Source organism: Saccharopolyspora phatthalungensis (genome assembly GCF_014203395.1).
In the GTDB taxonomy this organism is placed as follows: domain Bacteria; phylum Actinomycetota; class Actinomycetes; order Mycobacteriales; family Pseudonocardiaceae; genus Saccharopolyspora; species Saccharopolyspora phatthalungensis.
Map to the genome: position 1 here is coordinate 4,056,743 of NZ_JACHIW010000001.1, position 18,503 is coordinate 4,075,245.

The 18,503-nt window shown below is 69.2% G+C and carries 18 protein-coding genes; 10 read left to right on the top strand and 8 right to left on the bottom strand.

Annotation, left to right across the window (positions count from 1 at the left end; all coding sequences use genetic code 11):
• Nucleotides 1–129 precede the first annotated feature (129 nt).
• Both eda and edd read right to left on the bottom strand, forming a co-directional pair.
• Nucleotides 130–753, bottom strand: coding sequence for a bifunctional 4-hydroxy-2-oxoglutarate aldolase/2-dehydro-3-deoxy-phosphogluconate aldolase (gene eda, locus BJ970_RS18655; RefSeq protein WP_184727427.1), 624 nt, complete (start codon nt 751–753; stop codon nt 130–132).
• 70 nt (nt 754–823) lie between these two features.
• The gene (gene edd, locus BJ970_RS18660) at nt 824–2,659 is read right to left on the bottom strand and encodes a phosphogluconate dehydratase (protein WP_184729204.1); all 1,836 of its coding nucleotides are present in this window, start codon (nt 2,657–2,659) and stop codon (nt 824–826) included.
• A gap of 185 nt (nt 2,660–2,844) precedes the next feature.
• On the opposite strand from edd, the gene BJ970_RS18665 reads away from it, so the two are divergent.
• Nucleotides 2,845–3,462 carry a transporter substrate-binding domain-containing protein gene (locus tag BJ970_RS18665; protein WP_184727428.1) on the top strand — a complete coding sequence of 206 codons (618 nt, stop codon included), beginning with the start codon at nt 2,845–2,847 and terminating at the stop codon, nt 3,460–3,462.
• Nucleotides 3,463–3,520: 58 nt separating this feature from the next.
• Here the strand turns inward: BJ970_RS18665 and BJ970_RS18670 are convergent, their stop codons facing one another.
• The 4 genes from BJ970_RS18670 to BJ970_RS18685 form a co-directional block, all read right to left on the bottom strand.
• Complete coding sequence (locus BJ970_RS18670) at nt 3,521–4,393, bottom strand: amino acid ABC transporter permease (RefSeq protein ID WP_184727429.1); 873 nt, start codon at nt 4,391–4,393, stop codon at nt 3,521–3,523.
• Nucleotides 4,390–5,040, bottom strand: coding sequence for an amino acid ABC transporter permease (locus tag BJ970_RS18675; protein ID WP_184727430.1), 651 nt, complete (start codon nt 5,038–5,040; stop codon nt 4,390–4,392). Before BJ970_RS18675 ends, BJ970_RS18670 begins: the two co-directional genes overlap by 4 nt.
• Nucleotides 5,041–5,106: 66 nt before the next feature.
• Nucleotides 5,107–6,003, bottom strand: a complete 897-nt coding sequence (locus BJ970_RS18680) for a glutamate ABC transporter substrate-binding protein (protein ID WP_184727431.1) — start codon at nt 6,001–6,003, stop codon at nt 5,107–5,109.
• A 29-nt stretch (nt 6,004–6,032) separates the two neighbouring features.
• On the bottom strand, nt 6,033–6,761 hold the full coding sequence (locus tag BJ970_RS18685; RefSeq protein WP_184729205.1) for an amino acid ABC transporter ATP-binding protein: 729 nt from the start codon (nt 6,759–6,761) through the stop codon (nt 6,033–6,035).
• Between the two features lie 230 nt (nt 6,762–6,991).
• Here BJ970_RS18685 and miaB point away from each other — a divergent pair, with 230 nt between their 5' ends.
• The 3 genes from miaB to BJ970_RS18700 all read left to right on the top strand — a co-directional run bounded on the left by miaB (nt 6,992) and on the right by BJ970_RS18700 (nt 9,735).
• Complete coding sequence (gene miaB, locus BJ970_RS18690) at nt 6,992–8,467, top strand: tRNA (N6-isopentenyl adenosine(37)-C2)-methylthiotransferase MiaB (protein WP_184727432.1); 1,476 nt, start codon at nt 6,992–6,994, stop codon at nt 8,465–8,467.
• Nucleotides 8,464–8,931 (top strand): Rv2732c family membrane protein, encoded by a 468-nt coding sequence (locus BJ970_RS18695; protein ID WP_376775055.1) that lies wholly within the window; start codon nt 8,464–8,466, stop codon nt 8,929–8,931. The genes miaB and BJ970_RS18695 overlap by 4 nt, the downstream gene beginning before the upstream one ends.
• 81 nt (nt 8,932–9,012) lie before the next feature.
• On the top strand, nt 9,013–9,735 hold the full coding sequence (locus BJ970_RS18700) for a tyrosine-protein phosphatase (RefSeq protein WP_184727434.1): 723 nt from the start codon (nt 9,013–9,015) through the stop codon (nt 9,733–9,735).
• Nucleotides 9,736–9,877: 142 nt separating this feature from the next.
• Here BJ970_RS18700 and BJ970_RS18705 read toward each other — a convergent pair whose 3' ends face one another.
• On the bottom strand, nt 9,878–11,203 hold the full coding sequence (locus tag BJ970_RS18705) for a DUF349 domain-containing protein (RefSeq protein WP_184727435.1): 1,326 nt from the start codon (nt 11,201–11,203) through the stop codon (nt 9,878–9,880).
• A 355-nt stretch (nt 11,204–11,558) separates the two neighbouring features.
• Between BJ970_RS18705 and BJ970_RS18710 the strand changes: the two genes are divergently transcribed.
• The 5 genes from BJ970_RS18710 to BJ970_RS18730 all read left to right on the top strand — a co-directional run bounded on the left by BJ970_RS18710 (nt 11,559) and on the right by BJ970_RS18730 (nt 16,781).
• Entirely contained in the window at nt 11,559–12,263 is a 705-nt protein-coding gene (locus BJ970_RS18710) for a class III extradiol ring-cleavage dioxygenase family protein (RefSeq protein WP_184727436.1), read from the top strand.
• A gap of 89 nt (nt 12,264–12,352) precedes the next feature.
• On the top strand, nt 12,353–13,264 hold the full coding sequence (gene miaA, locus BJ970_RS18715; protein WP_184727437.1) for a tRNA (adenosine(37)-N6)-dimethylallyltransferase MiaA: 912 nt from the start codon (nt 12,353–12,355) through the stop codon (nt 13,262–13,264).
• 9 nt (nt 13,265–13,273) lie between these two features.
• Nucleotides 13,274–14,116, top strand: coding sequence for a diaminopimelate epimerase (gene dapF, locus BJ970_RS18720; protein ID WP_184727438.1), 843 nt, complete (start codon nt 13,274–13,276; stop codon nt 14,114–14,116).
• A gap of 233 nt (nt 14,117–14,349) precedes the next feature.
• The gene (gene hflX / locus BJ970_RS18725; RefSeq protein WP_246471663.1) at nt 14,350–15,717 is read left to right on the top strand and encodes a GTPase HflX; all 1,368 of its coding nucleotides are present in this window, start codon (nt 14,350–14,352) and stop codon (nt 15,715–15,717) included.
• Nucleotides 15,714–16,781, top strand: a complete 1,068-nt coding sequence (locus BJ970_RS18730) for a YjiK family protein (RefSeq protein WP_312864309.1) — start codon at nt 15,714–15,716, stop codon at nt 16,779–16,781. Before hflX ends, BJ970_RS18730 begins: the two co-directional genes overlap by 4 nt.
• Before the next feature lie 172 nt (nt 16,782–16,953).
• On the opposite strand, the gene lexA is transcribed toward BJ970_RS18730, so the two are convergent.
• The gene (gene lexA / locus BJ970_RS18735; RefSeq protein WP_184727440.1) at nt 16,954–17,676 is read right to left on the bottom strand and encodes a transcriptional repressor LexA; all 723 of its coding nucleotides are present in this window, start codon (nt 17,674–17,676) and stop codon (nt 16,954–16,956) included.
• A 212-nt stretch (nt 17,677–17,888) separates the two neighbouring features.
• Here lexA and BJ970_RS18740 point away from each other — a divergent pair, with 212 nt between their 5' ends.
• Nucleotides 17,889–18,350 (top strand): LysM peptidoglycan-binding domain-containing protein, encoded by a 462-nt coding sequence (locus BJ970_RS18740; protein ID WP_246470911.1) that lies wholly within the window; start codon nt 17,889–17,891, stop codon nt 18,348–18,350.
• The last annotated feature ends 153 nt before the right edge of the window (nt 18,351–18,503 follow it).

Below are 18,503 nucleotides of genomic sequence, written 5' to 3' on the forward strand. Positions count from 1 at the left end.
ACGCCACGCTACGGACGGCTCCCACGCCGCAGGAACCAATCGGTGCGGGGTGCGGCCTACCGCGTTTAAAGGAGGCGCTCGGCTAGCCGAGCAAGCGCCGCAACCCGTCTCGCGGTTCCGCGACGTGGCTCAGCGCAGCGCCGCGGCGTCCCGGGCGAGCTGCTCGATCTGCCCCCATTCGCCCGCGGCGAGCAGGTCCTTCGGTGCCAGCCACGATCCGCCGACGCAGCCCACGTTGGGCAGCCCAAGGTAGTTCGGTGCGGTCTGCGGGCTGATCCCGCCGGTCGGGCAGAACCGCAGGTCCGGCAGCGGCCCGGCGATCGCCTTGAGGAACGGCACGCCGCCGCTGGGCTCGGCGGGGAAGAACTTCATCGCCGTGGCACCGCGCTCGGCCAGCCGCATCGCCTCCGAGACCGTGCCCGCGCCAGCCAGGTACGGCACGCCGGATGCGTCGACGTCGTCGAGCAGCCGGTCGGTGGTTCCCGGCGTGACCAGATAGCGCGCCCCGGCGTCGGCGGCCCGCTTGGCCTGCCCCGGTTCGGTGATCGTGCCCGCCCCGGCGACCATCTCGGGTACCTCGGTGGCAATGCGCTCGATCGCGGGCAGCCCGGCCGGGGTGCGCAGGGTGACCTCGATGGTCCGGATTCCGCCGCGCAGCAGGGCTTTGGCCAGCGGCACCGCGTGCGCGACGTCGTCCAACGCCACAACCGGCACTACCGGGGCGAGCTCCAGCACGTCAGCTGCAGTGTTCATGAGGTGATTTCGTCCGTTCCTAGTGGCGATTTCAACGGAAATCAGCGTTGCGCCGCAAGCGGTCGCATTCTCATGCTGTCACGTCGGCGGGCTCCGGTTGGAGCGGCATGAAGACGCTGGCACCGCGGTCAGCCCGCCCCACCGCCTGCCGGAACGCCGCGAACAGCTCGCGTCCGGTGCCGAACTGCGCCCCTGGTGCCGCGGGCGCGTTGGCGCGGATGGCCAATTCGTCATCGGGCACCAGCACCTCCAACGTCCCGCGGTCGGCGTCCAGCCGTACCACGTCGCCGTCGCGGACGCGGGCCAGCGGCCCGCCAGCGCTGGCTTCCGGGGTCACCTGAATGGCCGCCGGGATCTTGCCGGAAGCACCGGACATCCGGCCGTCGGTGACCAGCGCGACCTGGTGGCCGCGGTCCATCAGCACGCCCAGCGCAGGCGTGAGCCCGTGCAGCTCCGGCATCCCGTTGGCTTGCGGGCCCTGGTTGCGGATCACCACCACGACGTCGTGATCCAGCTCACCTGCTTGGAACGCGGCCGAGAACCCGTGCTGGTCGTCGAAGACGCGAGCCGGTGCGGTGACGGTGCGGTGCTCAGCGCGGACGGCCGACACTTTGATCACCGAGCGGCCGAGATTCCCGTCCAGCACCCGGAGACCGCCGTCGGGCGCGAACGGCTGGTCGACACCGCGCAGCACGTCCGGGTCCAGGCTTTTCCGGGGCGCATCCCGCCACACGAGCTCGCCGTCCGCCAGGAACGGCTGCTGCCGGTAGCGGTCCAGGCCGGGCCCGGCGACCGTCTTGACGTCGGGGTGCAACAAGCCCGCGTCGAGCAGCTCGCCGACGAGCGTTTGCACGCCTCCGGCGGCGGCGAAGTGGTTGATGTCGGCCGATCCGTTCGGGTAGACCTTCGCCAGCGACGGCACGACGGACGACAGATCGGAGAAGTCGTCCCAGGTCAGCTCGATGCCTGCGGCGGCGGCGATGGCTACCAGGTGCAGCGTGTGGTTGGTGGAGCCGCCGGTGGCCAGCAGCGCGACCACGCCGTTGACGATGGCCCGCTCGTCGATGATCTCCCCGATCGGCGTGTAGTCGGCGCCGCGGCCGAGCTGGACGACGCGGCGGGCGGCTTCCTCGGTGAGCGCCTTGCGCAGTGGGGTGCCCGGTGGCACGAAGCTCGACCCCGGCAGGTGTAGGCCCAGGACCTCGACGACGAGCTGGTTGGAATTGGCCGTGCCGTAGAAGGTGCAGGTGCCGGGCGAGTGGTACGAGGCCGACTCGGCCTCCAGTAAATCCTCGCGGCTGGCCTTACCCTCGGCGAACAGCTGCCGGATGCGGCTCTTCTCCCGGTTGGGCAGCCCGGAGGGCATCGGCCCGGCGGGCACTAGCACGGTCGGCAGGTGACCGAAGGACAGGGCACCGATGAGCAGGCCCGGCACGATCTTGTCGCAGACCCCGAGCAGCAGGGCTCCGTCGAACATCTCGTGGGAGAGCGCCACCCCGGTGGCCATCGCGATGACGTCGCGGGAGAACAGCGACAGCTCCATGCCGGTGCGGCCCTGGGTGATCCCGTCGCACATGGCGGGCACCCCGCCGGCGAACTGGGCGACGCCCCCGGCTTCGCGCACCGAGTCCTTAAGCCACGCCGGGAACTCGGCGTACGGCTGGTGCGCGGAGAGCATGTCGTTGTAGGCGGACACGATCGCGACGCCCGGCTTGGTGGCGCCGCGCACCGCAAGCCGGTCCGGACCGCTGCACGCGGCGAAGCCGTGCGCGAGATTGCTGCAGGGCAGTTCGGTGCGGGCCGGCCCGACGGCTCCGGCGGCTCGGATGCGGTCGAGGTACGCGGTGCGGGTCGCGGCGCTGCGGTCCGCGATCCGCTGGGTGACCTGTTCGACGACGTGCTGCATGGGCGGCGCCACTGATCGCCTCCGAAGAACGTGAAGTGCGTGGCGACGACGCTGGCGCCTCATGACGGCAGTCACACTAACGGGTGTGGCTTGGATTTCACAATCGATCCAGGGGAGCGGAATCCGGCCCCGAGCACGCCGCGTGGTGCGCGATCATGGTGCTAGATCGAGAGTGAGGAGAGGCCATGCGGATTCGCGTGCTCGCCGCGGTGGTGTCGGCGACCGCCGTGTTGTCGGCCTGCGGGCAAAGCGCTCCGATCGAGCCGAACGCGGTGCCGCCGCACAACCGGCCCGCCCCGGCCGCGCCGGTACCGCCGAGTCCGGCTCCGCCGGCGGGCGACTCGGTTGAACTCGACATCTCGCCGACCTTGGCGAAGATCAAGCAGCGGCGCCTGCTCCTGGTTGGGGTGCGGGCGGATGCGCCGCAGTTCGTCAGCCGGGATCCGGCCGGCGAGTACCGAGGCTTCGACGCCGAGATCGCCCGCGACCTGGCGAAGCGCATCGGCCTCGACCCGGCGACCCAGGTGCAGTTCCGGCGCCTGCCGCCGACCCTGTTGCAAGACGCGGTGACGGCGGGCAACGTCGACGTCCTACTCGGCGGCACCGCGGACGTCCCGCAATTGGCCGCGGTCGGGCCCTACGCGGTCACCGACAGCAAGCGCTACCTCGTGATCAAGTCGGACGACCGACTGCTGTCCGACGAGCTCCGGCACATGCTGGATGCCGCCGTCGCCGACGGCTCCTGGCAGCGCGCCTACGACGCCACCCTGGCAACAGCCGGAATCAGCGCCCGGCCCCGCTAGAGAGCGTTTCAAGAGTGGTTTGCGTAGATCCTCGCCGGCCTCGCCCAGCGCTGCCTCGCTAGTCGCCCATCGCGGCGCCGGTCTGCTGGAGCTCGATCGTTGCGAGCTTGCCCTGTCGGGCGCGGCTCAGGCGTCGCTCGGTGTAGACGGCCAGCTTGCTCAGCCCGTAGTTGATCAGGATGAAAAGCACGGCGACCACGAAATAGGTCTGGATCGGGTTGTTGAGGTTCTGGATGATCACCTGCGCCTGCCGCACCACTTCCTGGTACGCCAGGATGAAGCCCAGCGAGGTGTCTTTCAGGATCACCACGAGCTGGCTGATCAGTGCGGGAAGCATGGCCCGGAATGCCTGTGGCAGCAGCACCGACGTCATCACCTGGCTGCGCCGCAACCCGATGGCGTAGGCGGCCTCGCTCTGCCCCTTGGGCAGCGCGAGGATGCCCGCCCGGACGATTTCCGCGATGATCACCGAGTTGTACGCGGTAAGCCCGATGACCAGGTACCACAGCGCTGGCAGGTCGACGCCGAAGGACGGCAGCACCCGGGACGCGAAGAAGATCGCGATGACCACCGGAACACCGCGCAGCAGCTCGACGACCCCGACCACGGCCCAGCGGTACCACGGCGTGCTCACCAGTCGGGTGATCGCCAGCAACGTCCCGATGATCAGCGAGAACACCATGGCCAGCGCCGCTGCGATGAGGGTGTTGGCCAGGCCCTGGCCCATCAGGGTCCACAGTGGGCCGAAGGTGTCGTTGGTGGGGTCGATCAGGGGAGCCCATTTCTCCGCGGACAGCTGGCCCTGCGCGCCCAACTGCACCAGCACCCACCCGACCACCGCGAGCAGCAGCGCGCCGATGACCACGCTGGCCACCAACGATCGGCGCTTGGCCACCGGACCGGGCGCCTCGTAGAGCACCGAGCTCGTCATCGAGCGATCGCCACCTTCCGCTCGATTCCCCCGAGCAGCAGCCCGGCCGGGATGGTGATCACCAGGTAACCCAGCACCACGCCGGTCAGCACCGGCAGCACGGCCAACCCGCGCGCGGAGGTCAGCGTGTCGCCGGCCGCGAAGAGGTCACCGCCGACGCCGAAGGCCCCGACGATCGCGGAGTTCTTGATCATCGCGATGAAGACGTTGCCCAACGGCGGGATGACGGTGCGAATGGCCTGCGGCAGCACGACGAGCGACAGCGACTGGCCGAAGGTCAGCCCGACCGCGCGCGCGGCCTCGGCCTGCCCGGCGGGCACCGCGTTGATGCCGCTGCGGATCGCTTCGCACACGAATGCCGACGTGTACAGCGCCAATCCGATGGTGCCGAACCAGAAGTACGAGCCGTTGATACCCAGCTCGGGCAGCCCGAAGGCCATGAAGAAGAGCACCACGGTCAGCGGGCAGTTGCGCAGCACGTTGACCCAGCTGGTTCCGGTGGCCCGCAGCGGCGGCAGCGGCGACACCCGGAAACCGGCGGCGATGATGCCGAGGACCAGTGCGAGCACGCCCGAGTACAAGCAGATGCTGAGCGTGCGCACGAGCCCGTTGAGATACAGCGGAAGGTTATCGATGATGACTTGCACGATTCACTCCGGGCCAAGCGAGGAGGGTGCCGGCCAACCTGGTCGGCACCCTCTTGTGCGGTCAAATCAGCTGCAGGGGTCCAGTTGCGGCAAAGCCGGGGTCTGGGTGGCGACCTTGCCCGCCGTCGCCTGCCATGCCTTCGCGTAGGAACCGTCCTGGTTGGCCTGCGTGAGTGCCTGGTTGATGAACTGGCAGAACTTCACGTCGCCCTTCTTGATGCCGATGCCGTAGGGCTCCTTGGTAAAGGGCTTCTCCAGCAGTTTGAACTGGCCGCCGCTCTGCTCCGCCAGCCCCAGCAGGATCACGTTGTCCGTGGTCACCGCCTGGACCTGGCCGGTGCGCAGCGCGTCGGCGCACTTCGAGTACACGTCGAAGAGCACCAGGTTGGACTCGTCGACGTACTGCTTGATCTTCTCGGCCGGGGTGGAGCCGATCACCGAGCACACCTTCGCGCCCGTCGGCCGCAACGACTCGGGCCCGGTGATCTGGGTGTTGTCGGACTTCACCATGATGTCCTGGCCGGCCTCGTAGTACGGCCCAGCGAAGCTGATCCGCTGCTTGCGGGCGTCGTTGATGGTGTAGGTGGCCACCACCATGTCCACCTTGCCCTGCTCGATCACCTCTTCGCGGGTCTTGCTGGGCGCCTCGACCCACTCGATCTTGTCCGCCGGAATGCCGAGCTTGCCGGCGATGATCTTGCCGATCTCGACGTCGAAGCCCTGCGGCTTGCCGTCCAAGCCCTTCAGGCCGAACAGCGGCTGGTCGAACTTGGTACCGATCCGGACGGTGCCCGCCTGCTTGAGATCGGCCATCTTGGTACCCGGCTCGAACTGAGCGTTCTGGTCGACCGTCACGTTGGTGCCGCCCCCGAGCTGGTTGCCCCCGCCACCACCGCATGCGGTCAGCGCCAGCGCCAGCGACGCCGCCAGCACCGTGACCAACCGAGTCCTCTTGCCTCGCATCTCGCCTTGCCCCTCTCTGAAATGGGTCCCTAGTGGGTGAGGATCTTGCCCAGGAAGTCCTTGGCGCGGTCGCTCTTCGGCGCGCTGAAGAACTTCTCCGGCTCGGCGTCCTCGACCACCTCGCCGTCGGCCATGAAGAGCACGCGGTGCGCAGCACGGCGCGCGAAGCCCATCTCGTGGGTGACCACCAGCATGGTCATGCCCTCGGCGGCAAGGTCGGTCATGGCCTCCAGGACCTCGTTGACCATCTCCGGATCCAGTGCCGAGGTCGGCTCGTCGAACAACATCACCTTCGGCTTCATCGCCAGCGCGCGGGCGATCGCGGCCCGCTGCTGCTGACCACCGGAGAGCTGTGCCGGATACTTGTCGGCTTGGTCGGCGATGCCGACCCGCTCCAGGAGTTGCATCGCACTGGCCCGCGCGGCGTCGCGACCCTGCTTGCGGACCTTGACCGGGCCCAGCGTCACGTTCTCCAGGATCGTCTTGTGCGCGAACAGGTTGAACTGCTGGAACACCATGCCGACGTCGGCCCGCAGTTCTGCCAGCGCCCGTCCCTCGGCGGGCAGCGGAACCCCGTCGACCTCGATGCTGCCGGAGTTGATCGGCTCCAGGCGGTTGATCGCACGGCACAGCGTCGACTTGCCGGAACCCGACGGGCCGAGCACGACGACGACCTGGCCCCTGGGCACTTCGAGATCGATCGCCCGCAGCACGTGCAATGAGCCGAAGTACTTGTCGACCGCGGACATCCGGATCATCGGGACGTCCGTGGGGGCTGCGGCCATTCGTTCTCCTGAACGCTTCAAGTGGATTCGATGGCCGAAACTTAAGCCTCCGATGGGGGATAGTCCAGACGGAACGGACGAACTCAGGTTGCAAGTGGATTACGCGTGTGGGGCGGCCCGGACGGCCGTTCCCGGCGGTGCGCCGGATGGTCCGCGCCCGGGCGGGTGAATACCGCGATCTGACCAGGCGCTACCGTGGAACGGTGAGCACGAGGACCTACGAGATCCGAACTTTCGGCTGCCAGATGAACGTGCACGACTCCGAACGGCTCGCGGGCATGCTGGAAGACGCCGGGTACGTGCGGGCGGAATCCGATGCCGCCGACGTGGTCGTGTTCAACACCTGCGCGGTGCGGGAGAACGCCGACAACCGCCTCTACGGCACCCTCGGCCACATGCGCCCTGCCAAGGACCGCAACCCGGACATGCAGATCGCCGTCGGTGGCTGCCTGGCGCAGAAGGACCGCGACACGATCGTCAAGCGGGCTCCGTGGGTGGACGTCGTGTTCGGCACGCACAACCTCGGCTCGCTGCCGACGCTGCTGGAACGCGCGCGGCACAACCACGAGGCCGAGGTCGAGATCCTCGAGTCGCTGGACGTCTTCCCGTCCACGCTGCCCGCGCGCCGCGAGTCGGCCTATTCCGGCTGGGTGTCGGTTTCGGTCGGCTGCAACAACACCTGCACCTTCTGCATCGTGCCCGCGCTGCGCGGCAAGGAGAAGGACCGCCGGCCCGGCGAGATCCTCGCCGAGGTGCAGGCGCTGGTGTCCGAAGGCGTGCTCGAAGTGACGTTGCTGGGGCAGAACGTGAACGCCTACGGCGTGGAGTTCGGGGACCGCTTCGCCTTCGGGAAGCTGCTGCGCTCCTGCGGGCAGGTCGAGGGCCTGGAGCGGGTCCGCTTCACCTCGCCCCACCCGCGCGATTTCACCGACGACGTGATCGAGGCGATGGCCGAGACGCCGAACGTGTGCCCGCAGCTGCACATGCCGCTGCAGTCGGGTTCCGACCGGGTCCTCAAGGCGATGCGCCGCTCGTACCGATCGGAGCGGTACCTGAACATCGTGCGCAACGTGCGCGCGGCGATGCCGGACGCGGCGATCACCACCGACATCATCGTCGGCTTCCCGGGGGAGACCGAGGAGGACTTCGAGCAGACGCTGGAGGTCGTGCGGCAGGCCCGGTTCTCCAGCGCGTTCACGTTCCAGTACTCCAAACGGCCGGGCACGCCCGCCGCCGAGATGCCCGACCAGCTGCCGAAGGAGGTCGTCCAGCAGCGCTACGACCGGCTGGTCGCGTTGCAGAACGAGATCTCCTGGGACGAGAACAAGAAGCTGGTCGGCCGACCGGTGGAACTGCTGGTCGCCGAGGGTGAGGGGCGCAAGGACGCGGAGACCCACCGGCTCTCCGGCCGGGCCCGCGACGGGCGCCTGGTGCACTTCACGCCGACGGGCGCAAGCGATGGCGAAATCCGGCCCGGCGACATCGTGCACACCACGATCACCCGCGCCGCGCCGCACCATCTGGTCGCAGACACCGACATCAGTGGTCACCGGCGCACCACCGCTGGCGACCACTGGGAGGAGGGCGTGCGCCCCAAGACCTCCGGGGTCAGTCTCGGGCTGCCCTCGTTCGGCACCCCGCCGCCGCAGCCCGCGCAGCAGCAAGGATGTGCGTGTTGAGTAACGCGGACGAATCGGGCGAGTCGCGCCGCCAGCTGGCCGAGACCGAGCGCGAGATACTGCGACGCATCGACCCCGGCTTGCGCGCGCTGGTGATCGCCTCGGTGATGCTGGTGCTCATCGTGTGCTCGTTGCTGCCGTGGGTCGGCCGTGCCGTGGGCTGGGAGGTGCTGATGGGACAGGCCGATCCGGCGCTGAACATCGGCCTGCTGCCGAGGCTGTTCGCGATCAACTCGACGATCGTCGGCCTCGGCTTCGGCGCCTTGGCGTTGATCACCCGGCGCTGGGTGATCGCCTTCCTGGCCGGGGTGGCCGGTGTGGTGGTCACGTTCGAGGGCATGATCGCGATCTGGTCGCGCCAGACCAGCGGCGCGGCGGGCCCGTCGATCGGACTAGTGCTCGCGGTGGTCTGCATGGCGGTGCTGGCCGTGCAGTGGATGCGGATCGTCTGGTCCCGCTCCTGAACTCCGGAGGAACCGAAAGCGCGCCACTGCCGAACCGGCTCCCGGCGACAACCTGACCACCGCCTCGCGCGTCCTGTGGACATGTCACGAGATCTCTTGTGGGACGGCGGCTACAACGTTCGCGACCTCGGCGAGTTACCCGCTGCGGCCGGTCGTCGGATCCGCCGGGGTGCGGTCGTGCGGTCCGCAAGCCCGGCGTTTTTGACCGAAGCAGGCTGGGCACAGCTGTGGGAGCACGGTGTGCGCACGGTTATCGACCTGACCCACGATGATGACCGAGCGCGGCCGGACGAGGCGATGCGTCCAGCCGCGCTGACGACCTTGCGGCTACCGCTGGATCCCATCGAGGACACCGAGTTCTGGGGTTGCTGGGGCACGCGATTGAACGGCACGCCGCTGTACTACAAGCCGTTCCTGTACCGCTTCCCGGATCGCACTGCCCAGGTCGTCACCGCGATCGCGCACGCCGAACCCGGCGGGGTGCTCGTGCACTGCAGCGCCGGTCGCGACCGCACCGGGCTCATCGCGCTGGTGCTGCTCGCGCTCGCCGGGGTGGCCGCCGACGACATCATCGCCGACCACGAACTCAGCCACGAAAGGCTGCGGCCGATGTTCACCAGGCTCGGCTGGCCGGATCAAGAGCCGTTCATCAACGCGGCGCTCGCCGAACACGGCACGACCAGACGCGAAACGCTGTCCGCGGCGCTCGACTCCTTCGACGCCGCGGACCACCTGCGCTCCGGCGGCTGTACCGACGACGACCTCGCCGCCCTTCGGGAGAGGCTGCTCGTCCCGGCTGTTTGACGCCCAGCGCCAGCAGGCGCACACGGCGCGCGGGTCTGCCTTACCCACGATGCATCAGCGGCGTTTTCAGACGTCGGCGAGATCGGTACTGAGCCGACGTCTGAGGCCTCGCTGGGTGCCCTACCCGCGCGCTCCCCACTATTCAGCGGCTAGCGATCGCCTGCTCCGCGGCAGCTAGCCACTCCCGCCACTGCGAGGCTTGCGACTCCGCCTGCTTAGCGCGGCGTTCGTCGCCCGCTGCGCGGGCCTTCTCGGCCTGCGCCTCAAACTGCTCCACCCGGTCGCGGAACTGGTCCACCCTGGCCTGCGCCTCCGGGTCGGTGCGCCGCCACTGGGCGTCGACGGCCGACCGCACCCGGTCGGCGGCCGCGCGAAGCCGGCCTTCCAGCTCCCGCATCCGCTCCCGAGGCACCTTGCCGACCTCGTCCCACCGTTCCTGGATCCGCTGCAGCTGGGCCTGCGCGGCCTTGAGGTCGGCGGACGGATCGATCTGCTCGGCTTCGACGAGGAGCTCCTCCTTCAGCTTGGCATTCGCAGCGAACTCGGCGTCGCGCTCGGAGAACGCCTCCGAACGGCGGCTGAAGAACCGGTCCTGCGCGGCGCGGAAGCGCTGCCACAGCGCCTCGTCGCTGTCCTTCGGCGCGCGACCGGCAGCCTTCCACTCAGCCATCAGCTGCTTGTATCGGTTAGCGGTTTCGCCCCAGTCGGTGGACTCGGTCAGCGACTCGGCTTCCTCGACCAGCTCCTGCTTGTGCGCCTTGGACGCCGCGCGCTGCCGGTCGAGTTCGGCGAAGTGCGAGCCCCGACGGCGGCTGAAGGCGTCCCGCGCCTTGGAGAACCGGCGCCACAACTGCTCGTCGGTTTTGCGGTCGACACCGCGGACCTTCTTCCATTCCTCGAGGATCTCGCGCAGCCGGTCGCCCGCCGTCTTCCAGTGCGTGGACTCGTTGGCGATCTCCTCGGCCTCGACGACCAGCGCTTCCTTGCGTGCGACCGCGTTTGCTCGGGCGCGTTCTTTCTCGTGTTTGGCACCCTCGACGGCCTGCTCGGCCCTGGCCACCAGATGCTCGATCCGGGCGTCCAACGCCGCCAGGTCGCCGATCACGGCGGCTTCGGCCAGCGACTCGTGCAGGTGCTTCGCGCTGGTCAGGGTGTGCTTCGGCTCCCCGGCGTGGGTGCCCAGCCGGGTCTCCAGCAGCTCGACCTCGGTGAGCAGGTCGTCGAACTTGCGTGCGTAGAGGGCCAGGCCCTCGGCGGGGTCACCGGCCTGCCAGGAACCGATCGCCCGCTCACCGTCGGCGGTGCTGACATACACCGTGCCGTCGGTGTCCACCCGACCCCATTTGGCGGGATCGGTGGAAGCGGTCGGTACCGCGGGCGCAGCCGTGGGTGACCCGGTGGCGCTGGCGGTAGAGTCCGCGGTCGCCTTGTTGGCGACTTCCTCGGGGGTCGTGTCCTGGTGCGTCATGGCCGGCTTCCTCCTTGCGTGCCCGCTCCCATGCCCGTGTCCGGCACGGGCGCCCCGCATCGGCGGGGCCCAGCAAGCGTCGACCCGAACCGTTCGGTGGTCCGGCCTCCGCTGGCGCATTCAAACAGGTCAGGGCGCGAATCGGAACTCCGCTGCGGAATCGGCGCGCCGGTGAGGCGGCGAGTACCACGGCGGGGCGACCGAACCGAACCTGTGACCTGCACGGCTTCATTGTCATCAGGCGCCCGTTCGGCCGCAGCGGGCAGGGGGCGGGAAGCCCGCATCGATTTCCGCTGCCGCCGGTTACGGCTCCCTGCTCCAGCCAACTCGCTCGTGACCTCTACCGTGCACAGGTGTGATCACCCGTGTCGCTGTGGTGCCTTACCCGCCCTTGCTGGTTCCCGCGTTGACCGTTCGGGCCGACCCGGAAACCGCGCGTGTGCGGGGCGCCTGTCTGCGCGCCGTGTCCAGTCTGACTGACTCTGCCGCCGAATGGGTGGCCGTAGGCGTAGATCAATCAGGACCAGCGGAGCTCGGACCGGACACTGCAGGCACGTTCGAGGGGTTCGGCGTCGATTTCCCGGTGACGCTCGGCGGTGGCGGCACGCCGGATCCGGCGCTGCCCCTGCCGGCACTGATCGCCGGCTGGTTGCGTGAGCAAGCAGATGCGCGGGCGGTGACGACGCGCCTGTTGGCGCCGGACACCCCTCCCAACGAGTGTCAGCGGCTCGGCGCCGCGCTCGCGCCCGAAAGCGTCGGCCTGCTGGTGCTCGCCGACGGCACCAACCGTTCCGACGAGCGGTCGCCGTACCCGCCGGACGACCGGGCCAAGCCCGTCGACGAGCGGATCCGCACCGCGCTGGCCGAGGTGGACACGGCCGGGCTGCTCGCCCTGGAACCGGAACTGTGCGCGGAACTCGGCGTCCAGGGCCGAGCCGCCCTGCAGGTTCTGCCGGGTGTCGTGGCGGGCACCGGCGGAACCTGGCGCGGTGAACTGCTGTACTCGGCCACCCCGTTCGGGGTCACCTACCACGTGGCCACCTGGACTCGCACAGACTGAACAACGCATCATTCGCGACGGTCTGTGCAGGTCGACGCTGGCCGGGACCGCGGCGCGGGACATGCTAACCGCGCTTCTAAGGTCGAAGGGTGCAGTCCCTTTCGCATCTGGTGGCGATCGTCGGTCCCACCGCCACCGGCAAGTCGGACCTCGCCGTCGAACTCGCAGTCGAGCTCAACGGCGAAGTGGTCAACGCCGACGCCATGCAGCTGTACCGCGGGATGGACATCGGCACCGCCAAGCTCACCCCGGCCGAGCGCCGTGGCGTTCCGCACCACCTGCTCGACGTCCTCGACGTCACCGAAACCGCTTCCGTCGCGGTCTACCAGCAGCAAGCGCGCAGTGCCGTCGAAGATGTCCTGGCCCGGGGCCGGACGCCGGTGCTGGTCGGCGGCTCCGGCCTCTACGTGCAGGCGGTCGTCGACGATCTGACCTTCCCCGGCACCGATGCCCAGGTGCGGGACAAGTACGAACAGGAGCTGGTGCGGGTCGGTCCGGCCGAGCTGCACAGGCGGCTGCGTGAGCTCGACCCGGTGGCGGCGGAAGCGATCCTGGCCACCAACGGCCGCCGCATCGTCCGGGCGCTGGAGGTTATCGAGATCACCGGTCGGCCGTTCTCGGCAAACCTGCCAAAGCCAGGGCCGCCTCGCTACGGTGCGGTGCTGGTCGGCCTGGACCGCCCGGTCGAGGACCTCGACGAGCGCGTCGACCGGCGGGTGACCCAGATGTTCGGCGCCGGGCTGGTCGACGAGGTCCGGCAGTTGGCTAATGTCGGGCTGCGGCGTGGCCGCACCGCCAGCCGCGCGCTGGGCTACCAGCAGGTTCTCGCCGAACTCGACGGCGCGGGCGACATGGCCACCGCTGCGGCCGAAACCGCGAAGCTCACCCGCCGCTTCGTGCGGCGGCAACGCTCCTGGTTCCGCCGTGACGCACGGATCCGCTGGTTCGACGCCGCCAACCCAGCATTGGCCTCCGACGTTCGGACGCTGCTGACTACGTAGACTGGCGGCGTGGATTCATCCCAGGGGCCCGAGTTCGTCAAGGGCCACGGCACCCAGAACGACTTCGTCATCCTGCCCGACCCGGACGGCGCGCTGATCCTCACCGACGAGCGCGTCCAAGCCCTGTGTGACCGGCGTCGCGGGCTGGGAGCAGACGGTGTGCTGCGGGTGATCCGCGCCGGAGCGCTCAAGGACGCCCCGGCCGACGTGCCGGCGGATGTGTGGTTCATGGATTACCGCAACGCCGACGGCTCGATCGCCGAGATGTGCGGCAACGGAGTGCGGGTATTCGCCCGCTACCTCGTCGAGGCTGGGCTTGCCGCGCCAGGCGAGCTCCCGGTCGGCACGCGCGCGGGCGTTCGTCCGGTTCGCACGCACGACGACGGCCAGGTCACCGTGGACATGGGCCCGGCCAAGGTCTTCGCCGAGTCCACCACCAGCGTCTCCGGCCATTCCTTCGCCGGCGTCGCCGTTGACGTCGGAAATCCGCACCTCGCGTGCGTGAGCGACGTCGAAATCGAGGGCCTGGATCTGACGGCCGCGCCACCGCACGACCATCACCTGTTCCCAAACGGCGTCAACGTCGAATTCGTGCAGCCGCTCGGAGGCGACCACGTGCGGATGCGCGTGCACGAGCGCGGCGTCGGTGAAACGCGCTCCTGCGGCACTGGCACGGTGGCCGCCACGGTGGCGGCATTGTGTGCGGCCGGAGCGGACACCGGACGCCGGGTGGTCCACATCCCGGGTGGCACCGTCGAAGTGGCGGTCGCCGCGACGAGTTCCACCCTGACCGGACCGGCCGTGCTGGTGGCCCGAGGTCACCTCGACCCCGCTTGGTGGCAGCAGCCGTAGAGCCTGTTCAAGCGCCTGATGGCAAGTGCCGCGCGCTCTGACCGGTCGTCGGTGGGCGTCGGACCAGCGCAAAAGGGTAATGGCGCGAGCGAGGCGTGAAAATGGGTCGCGGACCGTGGGACAATGGCCTCGATATGAAAAATTCTTTGACCTGGTCCGCCGAGCTCGACCGCGATGCGGTCGAAGCCGACGAATACGAACCCATCCTCACTGCGGAACCGTCCACGGGCGAGATGGAGCTCGCAGACCGTGCGTCGCTGCGGCGGATCGCCGGGCTGTCCACCGAGCTCGCGGACATCACCGAGGTCGAATACCGCCAACTCCGCCTGGAGCGCGTGGTGTTGGTCGGGGTCTGGACCGACGGCGACGCCGCGCACGCCGATGCGTCACTGGCCGAGCTCGCCCGGCTCGCCGAGACCGCCGGCTCGCAGGTGCTGGAGGCCATCATCCAGCGCCGCGACCGCCCCGACCCAGGCACTTACGTCGGCTCGGGCAAGGTCCGCGAGTTGCGCGACATCGTCGCCGCCACCGGGGCGGACACCGTCATCTGCGACGGTGAGCTCTCGCCCGGCCAGCTTCGGCAGCTGGAGGACAAGCTCAAGGTCAAGGTGGTCGACCGGACCGCCCTGATCCTGGACATCTTCGCCCAGCACGCCCGCTCCAAGGAGGGCAAGGCGCAAGTCGAACTCGCTCAGCTCCAGTACTTCCTGCCGCGCCTGCGCGGTTGGGGTGAAGCGATGTCCCGGCAGGCCGGTGGCCGTGCCGGGGTGAACGGCGGCGTCGGTACCCGTGGTCCCGGCGAGACCAAGCTGGAAACCGACCGGCGGCGCATCCATAAGCGCATCAGCAAGCTACGCAAGGACCTTGCCGCAATGCGCACGGTGCGCGGCACCAAGCGCGGTCGGCGCGAGGCCAACGCGGTCGCCGGGGTGGCGATCGCCGGCTACACCAACGCCGGCAAGTCCAGCCTGCTCAACGCGTTGACCGGGGCCGGCGTGCTGGTGGAGGACGCGCTGTTCGCCACCCTGGACCCGACCACGCGCCGGGCAGGCACCCCCGATGGTCGGCCCTACACGTTGACCGACACGGTCGGCTTCGTCCGGCACCTGCCGCACCAGTTGGTCGAGGCGTTCCGCTCAACGCTGGAAGAAGTCAGCGGCGCGGACCTGCTGGTGCACGTCGTCGACGGCTCCGAGCCGGCCCCGCACGAGCAGGTCACCGCGGTGCGCCAGGTGCTCACCGAGATCGCTGAAGATCACAAGACCGGGGTGCCGCCGGAACTGCTGGTCGTTAACAAGATCGACTCGGTGGACGTCACCCGGATGGCCGAGCTGCGCCGGTTGCTGCCGGACGCGGTGTTCGTCTCCGCGCACAGCGGCAAGGGAATCGAGGCGCTCCGCGAGGCCATCGCCGATCGGCTGCCGCGACCTGATGTCTTCATCGACGCGCTGGTGCCCTATACGCGCGGTGAACTCGTGGCGCGCGTGCATTCGGAAGGTGAAGTGGTCGACGAGGAGCACACCCCCGACGGCACCCGGATGCGCGCCAAGGTCCGACCCGATTTGGCCAGCGCGCTCCAGCCGTTCGCGGGAACCGGGTGAGCACTGCCGGTGCGAGTGGTGCGGTCGCGATCGCGCTGCTGCTGTCGGTGGCGTCGATGACCTCGGCAAGGGCCTCGGCGGTCGCTGCCCAGCAGCCGCTCACGCCGGTCGAACAGTGCCGGGTCGACGACGATCGGCTCGCCGAGTTGTCCGGACTCGCATCGGACGGTTCAGCCTGGTATGCCATCGCCGATGGCGGCAGCTCACTGCGGGTCTTCGTGCTCGATCCGGCCGATTGCTCGGTCCGAAAGATCCGGACTGCGTCGAACAATCCATACGACGTCGAAGACCTCGCGTTGGGACGCGACGGCACACTCTGGCTGGCTGACACCGGAGACAACCGGCGCCGCCGCGAGAGCGTCGCATTTCACGTGATGCCCCCGGGCGGCGGCGCAACGTTGTATCGCCTTCGCTACCCGGACGGGCCGCACGATGCGGAGGCCCTGTTGCTCGACCGGGCCGGAGTTCCGTACATCGTTACGAAGGAACCGCTCGGTGCAGCCGGTGTCTACCGCCCGGCCGAACCGTTGGCGGCGGAGCGCACCGTGCCATTGGAACGGGTCGGCTCGATCTCGCTGCGTTCCACCCGCACCCCCGGCGGTCCCGTGAGCGGTGCTCTCGGATCAGTACTGGTGACGGGCGGGGCGGTCAGCCAGGACGGCACGGTCGCCGCTATCCGCACCTACACCGAGGCGTACGTGTACAACGCTCCCGATGGCGACCTGGTCGCGGCATTCCGGCGCGAGCCGCTGCGCATCCCGCTGCCGAACGAGCAGCAAGGCGAGGCGATCGCGTGGGAACCGGACGGTGCGCTGCTGTCCGCCTCCGAAGGCAACCAGCCGGTCCGTCGCATTCCGGGAGTGGCAGCGGCCGCGCGAACCACCGGTGCACCGACCGAAGACGGCGAATCGCCCGCACCGCCGGGCGGTGAAGCCGACCAAGCCCCGCCGCCAACGGGCCAGGCCGACAGCGGGCTGTCCACCGGCCGAACGCTGCTGTTCGCGGCCGCGCTGGCTGGGTTGCTCGTCTTCGCGACCGGTCGACTGCGCCGCCGAAACCGCTAGACCTGCCGCCTCGGGCCGCCTTCGCATGCGGCGCCAGTCGCCTCGCCGAGCATGTGAGATGCCCGGCTCGCGCGGGGCTTCCCGGCTCAGATACGCATGAGCCGGGAAGCCCCCAGAGCGCGAAGTTCGGCTACGGACGACTCGTTCGGCCCCGAGGTCCGTTCCTCGGAGCTCAGAGCCGCCGCAGCACCGCGACGACCTTGCCCAGGATCGCCGCATCGTCGCCGAGGATCGGCTCGTACGCCGGGTTGTGCGGCAGCAGCCACACGTGCTCATCGGTTCGCTTGAACGTCTTCACGGTCGCTTCGCCCTCGATCATGGCCGCGACGACGTCGCCGTTTTCGGCATCGGGCTGCTGACGAACCGCCACCCAGTCACCGTCGGTGATGGCGAGATCCACCATCGAGTCCCCGACCACCTTGAGCAGGAAGAGCGTGCCGTCGCCGACGATCTCCTTCGGCAGTGGGAAGACGTCCTCGATGGATTCCTCGGCCAGGATCGGGCCACCGGCCGCGATCCGACCCACCACCGGCACGTAGGCCGGCTTGGCCCGCCCGGTCGGCTCCGAGGAGTCCTGCTCGCCGCCCACCAACACCCCGACGGTGCGTGGTCGGTGCGGATCTCGGCGCAGATAGCCCTTCCGCTCCAGCACGCGCAGCTGGTAGGCCACCGACGAGGTCGAGGTGAGGCCGACGGCATCGCCGATCTCGCGGACGCTGGGCGGATAGCCGTGCTCACGCATCCACTCTCGAATGGCCTCCAGCACTCTGAGCTGACGGTCGCTGAGTTCCTCGGTTCCGCTGGCCTGTTCGGGCAGCGCGTGCTCGTCGGCCCGGGAGTCGTCCTTGACGTCCTGTACGTGGCCCTTGATCGAGCCGGTCGCATTACTCGCCACCGCTGCCTCCTGTCCGTGTGAACTGCGGTGCTAATCGCGGGGGAGTTGGTCCGCCCGATTTCCACAGTAGACGGGAGAAACCCAGAGATCAAACACCTGTTCGAGTTAATTTTAGGCCGCAGGTCTCGCCTTGTGGTGTGCTCGTAGTACACAATCGCACGCAGGTTCGATCGAACATCCATTCGATCATGATCTGTGGTGTGGGAGGCGTCATGACCACGTTCATTGATGCGGCAAGACGGACACGTCCTGCCGGGCGAGAGGTCGCCGGGCGGCCGTTGGGCGAGCCGGTCGCAATGCCACGACCGCATGACCGGGTGCAGCGGGCCTCCGGTCGCGTCGTTTCCCGCGCGTCGGGTCTTCGCCCAGCGGAGTCGGTCGCCGCCTGCGGCCGGGCTCGCCGGGGCGGCGAGTGGCTTTGGCTGGCCTCGGTGGCGATCTTCACTTTCCTTATTGTCATGCTGGTGGGGATCTTCGGTCTCGGCGACGCGCCGGTGGCGAGTGGTACCGCGGTCGTGGAAGTGCGCGCTGGCGACACGTTGTCGGGGATCGCGGGCCGGGTCGCCCCGGATAGTGACCCGCGAGCCGTGGTGGCGCGGATCGTCGAGCTCAACGAGCTGGACGCGCCCGTCGCGGAGGCGGGACGGCTGTTACTGGTGCCGATCCGCGGCTGAGCCGCTGCCGGTCGGCGCATTGCGGTGGTTCGGGCCGCTTGTGTCGGGTGCTTCGGCAACGACCTGGGGGTTTCTGTCGGCGAGGCGGATCCGGTGTCATTCGGTCGTGCCGCAGGGGTGTGTCGAGTTTGCGTCGCGGTACGCCGCGGTTTA

Bases quoted from the DNA above. Each gene is read 5' to 3' on its own strand.
- BJ970_RS18705 (WP_184727435.1), bottom strand. From the start codon at position 11,203: ATGACGCACCAGGACACGACCCCCGAGGAAGTCGCCAACAAGGCGACC.
- BJ970_RS18680 (WP_184727431.1), bottom strand. From the start codon at position 6,003: ATGCGAGGCAAGAGGACTCGGTTGGTCACGGTGCTGGCGGCGTCGCTG.
- BJ970_RS18700 (WP_184727434.1), top strand. From the start codon at position 9,013: ATGTCACGAGATCTCTTGTGGGACGGCGGCTACAACGTTCGCGACCTC.
- eda (WP_184727427.1), bottom strand. From the start codon at position 753: ATGAACACTGCAGCTGACGTGCTGGAGCTCGCCCCGGTAGTGCCGGTT.
- BJ970_RS18740 (WP_246470911.1), top strand. From the start codon at position 17,889: ATGACCACGTTCATTGATGCGGCAAGACGGACACGTCCTGCCGGGCGA.
- edd (WP_184729204.1), bottom strand. From the start codon at position 2,659: ATGCAGCACGTCGTCGAACAGGTCACCCAGCGGATCGCGGACCGCAGC.
- BJ970_RS18685 (WP_184729205.1), bottom strand. From the start codon at position 6,761: ATGATCCGGATGTCCGCGGTCGACAAGTACTTCGGCTCATTGCACGTG.
- BJ970_RS18665 (WP_184727428.1), top strand. From the start codon at position 2,845: ATGCGGATTCGCGTGCTCGCCGCGGTGGTGTCGGCGACCGCCGTGTTG.
- BJ970_RS18670 (WP_184727429.1), bottom strand. From the start codon at position 4,393: ATGACGAGCTCGGTGCTCTACGAGGCGCCCGGTCCGGTGGCCAAGCGC.
- hflX (WP_246471663.1), top strand. From the start codon at position 14,350: ATGGAGCTCGCAGACCGTGCGTCGCTGCGGCGGATCGCCGGGCTGTCC.